Here is a 12,169-nt window from a genome sequence, read left to right on the forward strand (position 1 = left end):
GCCCGCATTCTATAAACAGAAAATTCAGACTTTGTGACAAAACATCATAGGCGGTGCCCGGGCGGCGGCTAAGACTGAGTGGATCACTTCAAAGGAATGATCCATGAGGACAGGGATGTTTGCGCTTGCACTCGGGCTGCTTGCGCTGCGATTTCTACCCGCACTGCCGCCTACCGGGGCGCTGTTGGCCCTGGTGCTGGTGGCGTTGATGCTGCTGCCGTTTCGTACTTACCCGCTGGCGTTTTTCCTATTCGGCTTGAGCTGGGCGTGCATGAGCGCGCAGTGGGCGCTGGATGACCGCTTGCGTCCGGCGCTCGACGGCCAGACACGTTGGCTGGAGGGGCGCGTGACCGGGTTGCCGCAGCAGACCGACAGCGGCGTGCGTTTCGAACTGACCGACAGCCGGTCGCGCAAAGCCCGGCTGCCCGCGCGGATTCGGCTGTCCTGGCACGGTGGGCCACCGGTACGCAGCGGTGAACGCTGGCGCCTCGCGGTGACGCTTAAACGTCCGTCGGGCTTGCTCAACTTCCATGGCGTTGACCATGAAGCCTGGCTGCTGGCCCAACGTATTGGCGCCACCGGCTCGGTGAAGGACGGCGAACGCCTGGCGCCGGCCCGCAATGCTTGGCGCGACGCGGTCCGTCAGCGCTTGATGGCGGTGGATGCCCAAGGGCGCGAGGCAGGACTGGCGGCCCTGGTGCTGGGGGACGGATCGGGGCTGGCGGCCGAGGACTGGCGTGTCTTGCAGGACACCGGCACGGTGCATTTGCTGGTGATTTCCGGCCAGCACATCGGCCTGTTGGCGGGGTTGATCTACGCGCTCGTCGCCGCTCTGGCGCGCTACGGCTGCTGGCCGCGCACCTGGCCGTGGCTGCCGTGGGCGTGTGGCCTGGCGTTTAGCGCAGCGCTGGGGTACGGCCTGCTGGCGGGATTCGGCGTGCCGGTGCAGCGCGCCTGTGTGATGGTGGGGCTGGTGTTGCTGTGGCGTTTGCGTTTCCGTCATTTGGGCATCTGGTGGCCACTGTTGCTGGCGTTCAATGGTGTGCTGATCCTTGAACCCTTGGCCAGCTTGCAGCCGGGTTTCTGGCTGTCCTTTGCGGCGGTGGCGGTGCTGGCGCTGACTTTCGGTGGGCGATTGGGGCGGTGGAGCGTCTGGCAGGCATGGACCCGTCCGCAATGGTTGATTGCCATCGGTCTTTTCCCGGTGTTGCTGGTGCTCGGTTTGCCCATCAGTCTCAGCGCGCCGCTGGCCAATCTATTCGCGGTGCCGTGGATCAGTCTGGTGGTGTTGCCCCTAGCTTTACTAGGGACTGCACTGCTGGCGCTGCCGTTCGTGGGCGAGGGCTTGTTATGGCTGGCGGGTGGGGCGCTGGGCGGCTTGTTCAACGCCCTGGCGCTACTGGCGGCGCAATTACCTGCGTGGATACCGGCCGAGGTACCCGTGGGGTATTGGCTGGTAAGCCTGATCGGTGCGGTGTTGCTGCTGCTGCCCAAGGGCGTGCCGTTTCGGCTGCTGGGCTGGCCGATGCTGTTGTTGGCAGTGTTCCCGCCGCGCGAGCCGGTGCCCCACGGGCAGGTGGATGTGTTGCAGTTGGATGTCGGGCAAGGGCAGGCATTGATCCTGCGCACCCGCCATCACACCTTGCTCTACGATGCCGGCCCGCGCTCCGGGGCGGCCGATCTCGGCGCGCGGGTGGTGTTGCCGTCGCTGAAGAAACTCGGAATAGACGCTTTGGAGATGATGTTATTGAGCCATGCCGATGCCGATCATGCCGGCGGTGCGGCAGCTGTCGCCAGCGGGCTGCCGATCAAACGGGTCGTCGGTGGCGAAACCGAAGGGTTGCCGGCGTTTCTTCACACTCAGCCTTGTATCAGCGGTGAGCAGTGGGTGTGGGATGGTGTGTCATTTGAACTTTGGCAATGGCCCGACGCCATTAGCAGCAACCCGAAGTCCTGTGTATTGCAGGTGCAGGCCAATGGCGAACGCCTGCTGCTCACTGGCGATATCGATCGTGCCGCTGAGAAGGCGTTTCTGGCCTCGGCCCTGGCGGTGCCGACCGATTGGCTGCAAGCACCTCACCACGGTAGCCGCAGCTCTTCATCCGGGCCCTTTCTGCAGCGGCTGGCGCCGAAATCGGTGCTGATTTCCCGAGGGCGTGGCAATGCGTTCGGCCATCCTCATCCGCAGGTGGTGGAACGCTATCAAGCATTGGGTAGTCAGGTGTATGACAGCGCCGAACAGGGTGCGGTGCGTTTGCGATTAGGGACCTTCGCGCCACCGATTGTTGCGCGCAGTCAACGCCGCTTCTGGCGAGAAGCGTTACCGTAACCGGGCGTTACCAATGACCGAAGCCTGCGACAGGCGGGTCGTGGGTCGACGAGCCCCGCTGCCTGACCTATATGGTAAAGTGGCGCACTTTTTCGAGGGGACATTCACTGTGTGGGAATTGGTCAAATCCGGCGGCTGGATGATGTTGCCGATCATCTTGAGCTCCATCGCCGCACTCGGCATCGTTGCCGAACGCCTGTGGACCCTGCGCGCCAGTCGCGTCACGCCCGAGCATCTGCTGGGACAGGTCTGGGGCTGGATCAAGAACAAGCAACTCGACAAGCAGAAACTCAAGGAACTGCGCGCCAATTCGCCCCTGGGTGAAATCCTCGCGGCCGGGTTGGCCAACTCCAAGCATGGTCGCGAGATCATGAAAGAGTGCATTGAAGAGGCCGCGGCGCGGGTTATCCATGAGCTGGAGCGTTATATCAACGCCCTCGGCACTATCGCCGCCATGGCACCGTTGCTCGGTCTGCTGGGCACAGTCCTGGGCATGATCGATATTTTCAGCTCGTTCATGGGCTCGGGCATGACCACCAACGCGTCGGTGCTGGCCGGTGGTATCTCGAAGGCCTTGATCACCACGGCGGCGGGTCTGATGGTCGGTATTCCCTCGGTGTTCTTCCACCGTTTCCTGCAACGCCGGATCGATGAGCTCGTGGTCGGCATGGAGCAGGAAGCCATCAAGCTGGTGGAAGTGGTGCAGGGCGATCGTGACGTGGACCTGGTCGGGGGCAAAGCGTGAAATTTCGCCGCAAGCAACGGGAAAATGTTGATATCAACCTCGCGTCGCTGATCGACGTGGTGTTTATCCTGCTGCTGTTTTTTGTCGTGACCACCACCTTTACACGGCAGACCGAGCTGCGGGTCGATTTGCCGGAAGCGGTCAGCGGCTCGCCGGCCGAGGACCAGGAGGTCAAGCAACTGGATATCGCCATCAGTGCCGACGGCGTGTTTTCAGTGAATAACCAGTTGCTCGAGAAGAACGACCTCAACAGCCTGATGGAGGCCCTGCAGAAAGAGTCCGGTGGCGATACCAAGATGCCACTCTCCATCAGTGCCGATGGCAAGACCCAGCACCAGGCGGTGATTACCGCGATGGACGCTGCTGGCAAGCTGGGGTTCAGCCACTTGCGCATGAGCACCGTCGAGGCGGCGAGCCAACCCTGATGGCCATGTCCGATCGTTTGCTCAAGGCCTGGTACGAGGGCCATCCGGCGCTGACGTTGTTGCGGCCGCTGGAGTCGCTGTATCGCGCGGTGGTGCAGCGCAAGCGCGCGCGCTTCCTGGCGGGCGAGGGCGAGATCTACCAATCGCCGGTGCCGGTGGTGGTGGTCGGTAACATCACCGTGGGCGGGACTGGCAAGACACCGTTGATCCTGTGGTTGATTGAGCACTGCCAACGTAGCGGTTTGCGCGTGGGCGTGGTCAGTCGCGGGTATGGCGCCAAGCCACCGCAATTGCCGTGGCGGGTCGAGGCCGGCCACAGTGCCGAAGTGGCTGGCGATGAACCCTTGCTGATCGTGCAGCGCTGCGGCGTCCCCTTGATGATCGACCCTGACCGCAGTCGCGCGGTGAAGACGCTGCTGGCCAGCGAAACCCTGGACCTGATCCTCTCCGACGACGGCCTGCAGCATTACCGGCTGGCTCGCGACCTTGAACTGGTGCTGATCGACGCCGCTCGGGGCCTCGGCAATCGCCGCTGCCTGCCTGCCGGGCCGTTGCGCGAACCGGTGGAGCGCCTGCAGAGCGTGGATGCGCTGCTCTATAATGGCGCCGGGGCCGATCGCGAAGATGGCTTCGCCTTTTGCCTGCGGCCCACGGCGTTGGTCAACTTGCAAACCGGCGAGCGCCAGCCGGTCGATTACTTCCCAGCAGGCCAGCAGGTGCATGCGGTCGCCGGGATCGGCAACCCGCAACGTTTCTTCAACACCCTTGAAACGCTACACTGGCAACCGATACCCCATGTTTTTGCCGACCATGCGCCCTACAGCGCCGAGGTCTTGAATTTCACACCATCATTGCCGCTGGTCATGACCGAGAAGGACGCGGTGAAGTGCCGCGTCTTTGCCCAGCCTGACTGGTGGTACCTTGCGGTGGATGCGGTGCCGTCGCCGGCGTTTGTCGCCTGGTTCGACACGCAACTGATGCGTCTGTTGCCCTCCCGTCTCTTGCCTTAAACGCTTCATTCCAGGAAACACTCATGGACACCAAACTGCTCGACATCCTCGCTTGCCCGATCTGCAAAGGCCCACTCAAGCTCAGTGCTGACAAGACCGAACTGATCAGCAAAGGCGCCGGCCTGGCTTACCCGATCCGTGATGGCATCCCGGTGATGCTGGAAAGCGAAGCCCGCACGCTGACTACCGACGAGCGTCTGGATAAATGACTACAGCCTTTACCGTTGTCATTCCATCGCGCTACGCCTCGACCCGCCTGCCGGGTAAACCGCTGCAACTGATCGGCAACAAGCCGATGATTCAGTTGGTATGGGAACAGGCCTGCAAAAGCAACGCCGAGCGCGTGGTGGTGGCTACCGATGATCCACGTATTATCGACGCCTGCAAAACCTTCGGTGCCGAAGCGGTACTGACCCGCGAAGACCACAATTCCGGTACCGACCGCCTGGCCGAAGTGGCCACACAGCTTGGCCTGGCGCCTGATGCCATCGTGGTCAATGTGCAAGGTGACGAGCCGTTGATCCCGCCGAGCGTGATCGACCAAGTGGCCGCCAACCTGGCTGCCCATGGTGAAGCGCGCATGGCGACCCTGGCCGAACCCATCGAAGATATCGACACCCTGTTCAATCCGAACGTGGTCAAGGTGGTCAGCGACATCAACGGCCTGGCGCTGACGTTCAGTCGCTCGACGTTGCCCTGGGCGCGGGATGCTTTTGCCAGGAACCCTGACCTGTTGCCAGAGGGCGTGCCGTACCGCCGTCACATCGGTATCTATGCCTACCGCGCCGGTTTCCTGCTGGACTTCGTTAGTTGGGGCCCGTGCTGGCTGGAAAACACCGAATCCCTGGAGCAACTGCGTGCCCTGTGGCACGGCGTGCGCATCCACGTCGCCGATGCTCTGGAAGCACCGCCTGCGGGTGTCGACACCCAGGAAGACCTCGACCGCGTCCGCCGCCTGCTGGGGGCCTGATGGAGGTTCTGTTTGTCTGTCTGGGCAATATCTGCCGCTCGCCAACCGCTGAAGGTGTATTGCGTCATAAATTGTACGAAGCGGGTTTGGCCGGCCAGGTCGACGTGGCGTCTGCCGGCACGGGTGAATGGCATGTCGGCAACCCACCGGACCAGCGTAGCCAGCGTGCAGCGCGGGCGCGGGGTTATGATCTGTCGGCCCAGCGTGCTCAGCAGGTCAGCAGCGCCGACTTTGCGCGCTACGACCTGATCCTGGCGATGGACCACAGCAACCTGCGCAACCTCAAGGCCATGCAACCGGGGCAGGGCAAGGCCGAGCTGGACCTGTTCCTGCGCCGCTACGACTCGGAAGTGGACGAGGTGCCAGATCCTTACTATGAAGGCGAACAAGGCTTTGAGCGGGTCCTGGACCTGATCGAGCGAGCCTGTGATTTATTGGTGATCGAATTGAAGGGGCGGTTATGACCTTGCACGTGCTTGCGCAGGTATCGCTCAAGCCATTCAACAGCTTTGGTATCGACGTGCGTGCCCAGCTCTTCGCCGAGGCCCATAGCGACGCGGATGTTCGCGAAGCCCTGGCCTACGCCGCTGCGCAGGCAGTGCCGCTGCTGGTGATCGGCGGTGGCAGCAACCTGCTGCTGACCCGGGACATTCCAGCCCTGGTATTGCGCATGGCTACCCGGGGCATTCGGGTGCTGCAGGATGATGGCAAGCACGTGCTGGTCGAGGCCGAAGCGGGCGAAGCCTGGCATCCGTTTGTATTGTGGACCCTGGAACATGGCCTCTGCGGTCTCGAAAACCTCAGCTTGATCCCCGGCACCGTGGGCGCGGCACCGATGCAAAACATCGGCGCCTACGGTGTGGAGATCAAGGATGTGTTCGCCGGCTTGACGGCCCTGGACCGCCAGACCGGCGAGTTGCGTGATTTCAACCTGGAAGAATGTAACTTCGCCTACCGGGACAGCCTGTTTAAACACGAAATCGGGCGTTGGTTGATCCTGCGAGTACGGTTTGCCTTGAGCCGCGTCAGCCACCTCAAGCTCGACTACGGCCCAGTGCAACAGCGCCTGGCCGGGCAGGGGATTACCGAAGCCACTCCGAGCGATGTCAGTCGGGCAGTCTGCAGCATTCGTCGGGAAAAACTGCCGGACCCCGCAGAGCTGGGCAACGCCGGCAGCTTCTTCAAAAACCCACTGGTATCCCAGGCGTTGGCGGCTGAGCTGCAAGGCTTGTATCCGGACTTGGTGGCCTATCCCCAGGCGGACGGCCATATGAAACTCGCCGCCGGCTGGTTGATCGACAAGGCCGGTTGGAAGGGCTTTCGTGATGGCGATGCCGGCGTGCATAAGATGCAGGCATTGGTGCTGGTCAACTACGGTGGCGCCACAGGGCATGACATCGCGAACCTGGCGCTACGTATCCAGCAGGATATTGCCGAACGTTTCAAGGTCGATCTGGAGATGGAGCCCAACCAGTACTGAGCCCAGAACAAAGCCCTCTGAAACAAAAATGCCCCGTATCTCGCGATGCGGGGCATTTTTATGCTGCTGGCAATCAGTCGTCGCGGCTCATGATGCCAAAGATCTGCAACAGGCTGATAAACAGGTTGTAGATCGACACATACAGGCTGATGGTCGCCATGATGTAGTTGCGCTCACCGCCGTGGATGATGGCGCTGGTCTGGAACAGGATGCACACGGAGGAAAACAGCACAAAGCCTGCGCTGATCGCCAACTGCAGACCGCTGATCTGGAAGAACATACCGGCAACCACTGCCCCTAGCAACACGAAGAAACCGGCGGTGATGAAGCCACCCAGGAAGCTCATGTCCTTGCGGGTAATCAGCACATACGCCGACAAACCACCAAACACCAGGGCTGTCATCGCAAACGCCGAGCTGACCACTTCCGCGCCGCCGGCCATGCCGAGGTAACGGTTAAGGATCGGGCCGAGGATAAACCCCATGAAACCGGTCAATGCAAATGCCGACACCAGGCCCCAGGCCGAGTCGCGCAGCTTGTTGGTCAGGAAGAACAGACCGTAGAAGCCGATCAACACGACAAAGATATTCGGGTAGCCGACGCGCATCTGCTGGGCCATGAACGCCATCACGCCGCTGAATGCGAGGGTAAGGGCGAGCAAGCCATAGGTGTTGCGCAAGACGCGGCTGACTTCAAGCTGCTCAGCCTGCGCGTTACCATTCACTGCGTAATTCTGTTCGCGCATGGCGACACTCCTTCGATTTTGAAACGTTCAGTCGCAAAGATCATAACAGACGCTCTGTAACAAGCGATGGTGAGAGTTTGACAGTGTGTTTCATTCGGGTATTATGGCGCCCGCTGAGACAGGATGGGCTGCTATAATCCTGTGATGCAAAAGGGAAATTGGCAGAGTGGTTGAATGCACCGGTCTTGAAAACCGGCGAACGTTAATAGCGTTCCCAGGGTTCGAATCCCTGGTTTCCCGCCAAGATTTACACGAAAGCCCCGCACTAGCGGGGCTTTTGCGTTTCTGGGGCTTGGGAATGTCGGCAGTGAAACATCTGATCGTTTCCGCATCATTTCAGGCGGTTTCCGCAACTCTGCCAGATTCGAGATCAACGAGTCGGCTTCACGATCTCTCCAACGCGCCTGTAGACCGTCTCCGTGATGCGCTTGTCCGTGTGGCCCAGGAGGCGGCTGGCATCGCCCAGGTCGAGGATCTCGCTGGCGGCTTTCGGTCGGATGTCGCGGAATTGGAACTGGCGAATGCTCGCGGCGAGAATCCCGTCTCCTTTCTCGCGAGCTGTCGCAATCGCCCGGTTCCTGGCATCGTCAAAGCGCAGCCGCAGCATCGGCTTGGTCACCTGCCGCCCATCCTCAGTGACAATCAGGTACGGGCTCCGCACGCCGCGGGAACGCCTCTGCTCTATCAACCGCTCCACCAGTGCGCCTAAGTCATTCAAAACTCCGGCGGCAGTCAGGCGGATTCGTAGCTTTTTGGAAGTCTTGCCCTGGGCAACCTGGAGGAACTCGTTAACCGCGTCTGCTTCCCGCATCGAAAGCACGTCCGCCGGGCGCTGGCCAGTCAAATAAGCCAGGTCCATGGCGTCGCGCAACTCCGAGGTCGCGACCGCATACACGGCGCTCCAGATTTCCTCGGTTGCGTAAAAGTCCCGCGGCACTTCCTTGTTCTTTCGCACGCCGGCGGCCGGGTTGCTCTCGGTGATCCCCCACTCGCGTGCGATGTTAAGCGACATCCCTGTGCGCTGTTCCATTGAAGCCATCTTGACCGCAATCGACCCAAGGAAAAACTAGGACATGAAAACGCCCGTACTAGAGACCCGCCGCCAAGTAATGGCTGCTGTGTCCAACGCTTTCCCTGGTGGGATGGATTGCGCGGCAGCTCGCCTTGGCATCAAGGACAAACGCCTGGAGAACCAGATTTACGAAACCGCCGGGTGCAAGCCGCTGAGCGATGCCGAGATCTTCGTGCTGGAAAGCGAAACAAAGACCGAGCATCTGCCGGACTACATCTGCGCGATGTACGGCGGTGTGTTCGTAAAGATCCCGGAGGCGGGGGAGCTGGACAACGTCGACCTGTATCAGCGCTCTCTGGCTGCATCTGCACAGCGCGGCGCTCTTGACCAGATGGTGGCTTCCGCCCTGGAAGACGGCGAAATCGATTCGAACGAAGCAAAGAAGATCCGCGCCCTGCACGCCAAGTACATGTCGGCGAGCCTCGAGACTATCGGGGCGGTAATTGAGTTGCACAAGGCAAGAGCCTGAATTTCACGACCGGAGAAAGACCATGAGCAATCGAGATCCCCATTTTGAAGAGCTGGTAGCACTACGGGACGTACTGATTGAGGTGCTACCAAGTACGGGCGTTGACGATCTGACGACCGTGGCAATCGAGAACGCCAAGGCCGTCAGGGCCGCTTTTGAAGAGCTATCTAAATCGGCGACTACCGAGTGAGAGGCACTGAGCCCGCACCTTTCCCGGCTGCGCTCTTGAAGTGCTCCGTGAGTTGCGTGTGCGCCTCAACAATGGACGCGGTTATTACTCCAGCCCCGTTGGTTTTTAGATCGCCAGCACGAATCAATTCGATAACGACCTGTAGCGCCGCAGTTGCAGCGGTGTTGTTCAGATTAATGACTTCAGTCATGTCCGGCCTCCTAGGCCTTCTTGTGTGGAAGCAGAAAGCTACCACGGATGCGCCGGACACCCAATTTACCCGCAGCACCAAATCGCAGGCACAAAAAAGCCAGGTTCACGGCCTGGCTCTTTGTGCAGCATTTACAACTAAGTTCTGGAGCGCATAATGCCCATGTCTACCCAAACTGTCAATTCGCCACCTTACGCGCCACGTTTTCCGCAATCTGAAAACGTGGCGCGCAATTCCTCGGTGATTCCGTTCGACTTCGACGGCGCTGCAATCAGGGTCATCACCGACAAGCTCGGAGATCCATGGTTTGTTGCCCGCGATGTCGCTGACGCCCTCGGCTATTCCAAGCCTGAGAACGCAGTGTCCCGCCATTGCAAGGCTGCGACCACTACCCCGAAACAGGGTGGTGGTTTCATGACTATCATCCCGGAGCGAGACCTGTACCGGCTGGTGATGAAGTCCAAGCTGCCGGCCGCCGAGAAGTTTGAAGAGTGGGTGGTCGGGCAGGTGCTGCCGAGCATCCGCAAGACCGGCACCTTTTCCGCTCAAGGCCCGAACAACTCCAAGATCGTCGGAGAGCTGGCGATTCTTGAATGCTTCGACCGCCTGCTGAAGCCTGCCAACTCTAGCAAGATGATGATGCTGGCCAAGATCGCCGCCAATAACGGGCTGGATGCCAAATTCCTCCCAGGTTACGCCGTGGACGCCGCCCCTGATGCCGCTGGCGGGTCTTCGATGCCCGCCAAGGCAATCACCGCCCTGATCAAAGATCACGCCATCGCCAGCACCGCCCGTGCCTTCAACCTTGAACTTGAGGCCCACGGCTTCCTCAAGGTGCTCCAGCGCAAAAACTCCAAGCAGGAAATGGTCGACTTCTGGTCCGTGACTGAGAAGGGCATGGCCTACGGCAAGAATCTCACCAGCCCCCAGTGCCCCCGCGAGACACAGCCTCACTGGTATGTGGATCGCTTCCTTGAATTGGCCGGCCTTGTCGGCAAAGGAGGCAAGTAATGGCCCGCGCACGAAACGTAAAGCCCGGCCTGTTCAGCAATGAGCTACTTGTCGAGCTTCCAGCATTTGACCGGCTGGCTTTCATTGGCCTGTGGTGCCTGGCGGATCAAGCCCTTTCTCAATCCGGCAATCTGATCTTCGGCAGCGCAGACCACCCTGAAAGGGCTTGGACAGACCTTACGGCAACTGTTCGCGCGTCCGGAGACTTGCAAGGCATTGTGTTTTATCAGGCAACTAACGGCAACGAGACGACCTGGATACTGGTTGGGTCTAACGGTAAAGTCTTTTCCCGTTATGGCGATTGGTCAGGCCAGGTGGGGCGCACTACGACCTTCACTTCTAGCGAGACTGTCTACTGCGTCAACGTCATTGACAGTTTTGTGTTGGTTGCGGGATCGAATGGGAAGCTGCTTAGCGCTGTGAAGGTGGCGACGGATAATCTGCAAAACTTCACGCCCAGAACCAGCACCTTCGGCACTAGCACCATCCTTTCCATGAAGCTTTGCAACGGGAAAATGTTTATCGTTGGTGCGGATGGCAAGATGGCATATTCATCCTATGGGCTTAGCTGGACTGCTGTTGAAGATACCAGTTTCGGTGGAACCATCATCCGCGACATTGCTTACGGTAATGGCAAGTATGTAGCTGTCGGCGACGGCGGCAAGACAGCCGTTTCCGAGGATGGGATCGGCTGGGTTCAGCAAGCCAACACTTTCGCAGGAACCGATATCCGGAGCGTCGCCTACGGCAATGGCAATTTTATAGCTGTTGGTGCAGGCGGCAAGATTGCTTACTGGACTCCATGATCTTCTATCTCCTTGCGTAATAGAGCCCAGCCGTCGCGCTGGGCTTTTTCATTTCTGATTCAGGCTCGCCACAGCCAGGGTGGCCCTTCGGGGGATGCCTGGACGCTGATAAGCCGGTAGTGCAGCGCTACGGAAAAACACCGGCAGCCCTTGCGCTCTGTTCACACCAGACTTCCAGCGTGGCGCGAGACTGAAACGGCGCGATCGATGCACTGGGGCGTCGACGCCGTGATGGTCTTTGGCTGGCAGCGTGGGAAGACCGCGAACCTACTCCAGGCGCAGTTCCAGACGCAGTGAATTTAGATATTCCGTGCAAAACTCAGTTTCGAGGATTTTCTTTGCTCGGGCCTCTTGCTCCTTTCCCGACGAACCAGGAGGGCCCAATATTTCGTCTTTTACGCCCTCAAACATCGCGACTATCTCTTCTCGATTTTTCTTGATGCCGCTTTCTTTCATGTAAAGAGCAGTATTGTTCAGCGACGTTGCTATCACTGCATGTGGAATATCTGGATCACCGCTCCCGGCCAAGGCGCATCGAATCATTTTTACTGCATGCGCCTCATGGGTTTCGCACCCCTGCATATTGAGCAGAGTAACAACAGTTAGCGCTGTGAAAATTACCCCTCTCTTCATGTTTTTCTTCCTGTGCTCGGCTAAATATTTAGATTTTCCAGCGGAAGGTAAGCTCTGCCCGCTCCAAATCTACCTTTTCAGGTCTCGACATTGG

At 59.8% G+C, this 12,169-nt stretch carries 15 protein-coding genes, 1 tRNA gene and 1 pseudogene; 13 read left to right on the forward strand and 4 right to left on the reverse strand.

Annotated elements, in window-relative coordinates; translation table 11 throughout:
• Positions 1-103: 103 nt before the first annotated feature.
• From P3S72_RS12380 to murB, 8 genes are all read left to right on the forward strand, one after another.
• The gene (locus P3S72_RS12380) at positions 104-2,329 is read left to right on the forward strand and encodes a DNA internalization-related competence protein ComEC/Rec2 (protein WP_276197551.1); all 2,226 of its coding nucleotides are present in this window, start codon (positions 104-106) and stop codon (positions 2,327-2,329) included.
• Positions 2,330-2,438: 109 nt separating this feature from the next.
• On the forward strand, positions 2,439-3,074 hold the full coding sequence (locus P3S72_RS12385; RefSeq protein WP_276197552.1) for a MotA/TolQ/ExbB proton channel family protein: 636 nt from the start codon (positions 2,439-2,441) through the stop codon (positions 3,072-3,074).
• On the forward strand, positions 3,071-3,499 hold the full coding sequence (locus P3S72_RS12390; protein WP_024076131.1) for a biopolymer transporter ExbD: 429 nt from the start codon (positions 3,071-3,073) through the stop codon (positions 3,497-3,499). Before P3S72_RS12385 ends, P3S72_RS12390 begins: the two co-directional genes overlap by 4 nt.
• Positions 3,499-4,509 carry a tetraacyldisaccharide 4'-kinase gene (gene lpxK / locus P3S72_RS12395; RefSeq protein ID WP_276197553.1) on the forward strand — a complete coding sequence of 337 codons (1,011 nt, stop codon included), beginning with the start codon at positions 3,499-3,501 and terminating at the stop codon, positions 4,507-4,509. Before P3S72_RS12390 ends, lpxK begins: the two co-directional genes overlap by 1 nt.
• 23 nt (positions 4,510-4,532) lie before the next feature.
• A complete protein-coding gene (locus P3S72_RS12400; RefSeq protein ID WP_003174668.1) occupies positions 4,533-4,718 on the forward strand; it encodes a Trm112 family protein in 186 nt (61 codons plus the stop codon).
• Positions 4,715-5,479 (forward strand): 3-deoxy-manno-octulosonate cytidylyltransferase, encoded by a 765-nt coding sequence (gene kdsB, locus P3S72_RS12405; protein WP_276197554.1) that lies wholly within the window; start codon positions 4,715-4,717, stop codon positions 5,477-5,479. Before P3S72_RS12400 ends, kdsB begins: the two co-directional genes overlap by 4 nt.
• A complete protein-coding gene (locus P3S72_RS12410) occupies positions 5,479-5,943 on the forward strand; it encodes a low molecular weight protein-tyrosine-phosphatase (protein WP_276197555.1) in 465 nt (154 codons plus the stop codon). The genes kdsB and P3S72_RS12410 overlap by 1 nt, the downstream gene beginning before the upstream one ends.
• On the forward strand, positions 5,940-6,959 hold the full coding sequence (gene murB, locus P3S72_RS12415; RefSeq protein WP_276197556.1) for a UDP-N-acetylmuramate dehydrogenase: 1,020 nt from the start codon (positions 5,940-5,942) through the stop codon (positions 6,957-6,959). Before P3S72_RS12410 ends, murB begins: the two co-directional genes overlap by 4 nt.
• 73 nt (positions 6,960-7,032) lie before the next feature.
• Here the strand turns inward: murB and P3S72_RS12420 are convergent, their stop codons facing one another.
• Entirely contained in the window at positions 7,033-7,704 is a 672-nt protein-coding gene (locus tag P3S72_RS12420) for a Bax inhibitor-1/YccA family protein (RefSeq protein WP_247404731.1), read from the reverse strand.
• A gap of 152 nt (positions 7,705-7,856) precedes the next feature.
• Here P3S72_RS12420 and P3S72_RS12425 point away from each other — a divergent pair.
• Positions 7,857-7,947: transfer RNA gene (locus P3S72_RS12425), tRNA-Ser, on the forward strand.
• Between the two features lie 127 nt (positions 7,948-8,074).
• Here P3S72_RS12425 and P3S72_RS12430 read toward each other — a convergent pair.
• Positions 8,075-8,707, reverse strand: a pseudogene (locus P3S72_RS12430) (tyrosine-type recombinase/integrase); the annotation flags it as partial.
• 70 nt (positions 8,708-8,777) lie between these two features.
• Between P3S72_RS12430 and P3S72_RS12435 the strand changes: the two are divergent.
• Both P3S72_RS12435 and P3S72_RS12440 read left to right on the forward strand, forming a co-directional pair.
• Positions 8,778-9,245 carry a YmfL family putative regulatory protein gene (locus tag P3S72_RS12435; RefSeq protein WP_247404728.1) on the forward strand — a complete coding sequence of 156 codons (468 nt, stop codon included), beginning with the start codon at positions 8,778-8,780 and terminating at the stop codon, positions 9,243-9,245.
• Positions 9,246-9,267: 22 nt separating this feature from the next.
• A complete protein-coding gene (locus tag P3S72_RS12440; RefSeq protein ID WP_247404724.1) occupies positions 9,268-9,435 on the forward strand; it encodes a hypothetical protein in 168 nt (55 codons plus the stop codon).
• Here the strand turns inward: P3S72_RS12440 and P3S72_RS12445 are convergent.
• On the reverse strand, positions 9,425-9,625 hold the full coding sequence (locus P3S72_RS12445; protein WP_247404722.1) for a hypothetical protein: 201 nt from the start codon (positions 9,623-9,625) through the stop codon (positions 9,425-9,427). The two genes, P3S72_RS12440 and P3S72_RS12445, sit on opposite strands and share 11 nt — an antisense overlap.
• Positions 9,626-9,781: 156 nt before the next feature.
• On the opposite strand from P3S72_RS12445, the gene P3S72_RS12450 reads away from it, so the two are divergent.
• The gene (locus P3S72_RS12450) at positions 9,782-10,636 is read left to right on the forward strand and encodes a BRO family protein (protein ID WP_247404720.1); all 855 of its coding nucleotides are present in this window, start codon (positions 9,782-9,784) and stop codon (positions 10,634-10,636) included.
• Positions 10,636-11,442, forward strand: coding sequence for a hypothetical protein (locus tag P3S72_RS12455; RefSeq protein WP_276197557.1), 807 nt, complete (start codon positions 10,636-10,638; stop codon positions 11,440-11,442). The genes P3S72_RS12450 and P3S72_RS12455 overlap by 1 nt, the downstream gene beginning before the upstream one ends.
• 267 nt (positions 11,443-11,709) lie before the next feature.
• Here the strand turns inward: P3S72_RS12455 and P3S72_RS12460 are convergent, their stop codons facing one another.
• The gene (locus P3S72_RS12460) at positions 11,710-12,075 is read right to left on the reverse strand and encodes a hypothetical protein (RefSeq protein ID WP_247404715.1); all 366 of its coding nucleotides are present in this window, start codon (positions 12,073-12,075) and stop codon (positions 11,710-11,712) included.
• Between the last annotated feature and the right edge of the window lie 94 nt (positions 12,076-12,169).

It is taken from the genome of Pseudomonas sp. D3 (assembly GCF_029320995.1).
Lineage (GTDB): Bacteria > Pseudomonadota > Gammaproteobacteria > Pseudomonadales > Pseudomonadaceae > Aquipseudomonas > Aquipseudomonas paraveronii.

Coding starts and splice junctions, on each gene's coding strand:
- P3S72_RS12380 (WP_276197551.1), top strand. CDS start 104: ATGAGGACAGGGATGTTTGCGCTTGCACTCGGGCTGCTTGCGCTGCGA.
- lpxK (WP_276197553.1), top strand. CDS start 3,499: ATGGCCATGTCCGATCGTTTGCTCAAGGCCTGGTACGAGGGCCATCCG.
- P3S72_RS12400 (WP_003174668.1), top strand. CDS start 4,533: ATGGACACCAAACTGCTCGACATCCTCGCTTGCCCGATCTGCAAAGGC.
- kdsB (WP_276197554.1), top strand. CDS start 4,715: ATGACTACAGCCTTTACCGTTGTCATTCCATCGCGCTACGCCTCGACC.
- P3S72_RS12410 (WP_276197555.1), top strand. CDS start 5,479: ATGGAGGTTCTGTTTGTCTGTCTGGGCAATATCTGCCGCTCGCCAACC.
- murB (WP_276197556.1), top strand. CDS start 5,940: ATGACCTTGCACGTGCTTGCGCAGGTATCGCTCAAGCCATTCAACAGC.
- P3S72_RS12420 (WP_247404731.1), bottom strand. CDS start 7,704: ATGCGCGAACAGAATTACGCAGTGAATGGTAACGCGCAGGCTGAGCAG.
- P3S72_RS12435 (WP_247404728.1), top strand. CDS start 8,778: ATGAAAACGCCCGTACTAGAGACCCGCCGCCAAGTAATGGCTGCTGTG.
- P3S72_RS12440 (WP_247404724.1), top strand. CDS start 9,268: ATGAGCAATCGAGATCCCCATTTTGAAGAGCTGGTAGCACTACGGGAC.
- P3S72_RS12445 (WP_247404722.1), bottom strand. CDS start 9,625: ATGACTGAAGTCATTAATCTGAACAACACCGCTGCAACTGCGGCGCTA.
- P3S72_RS12450 (WP_247404720.1), top strand. CDS start 9,782: ATGCCCATGTCTACCCAAACTGTCAATTCGCCACCTTACGCGCCACGT.
- P3S72_RS12455 (WP_276197557.1), top strand. CDS start 10,636: ATGGCCCGCGCACGAAACGTAAAGCCCGGCCTGTTCAGCAATGAGCTA.
- P3S72_RS12460 (WP_247404715.1), bottom strand. CDS start 12,075: ATGAAGAGAGGGGTAATTTTCACAGCGCTAACTGTTGTTACTCTGCTC.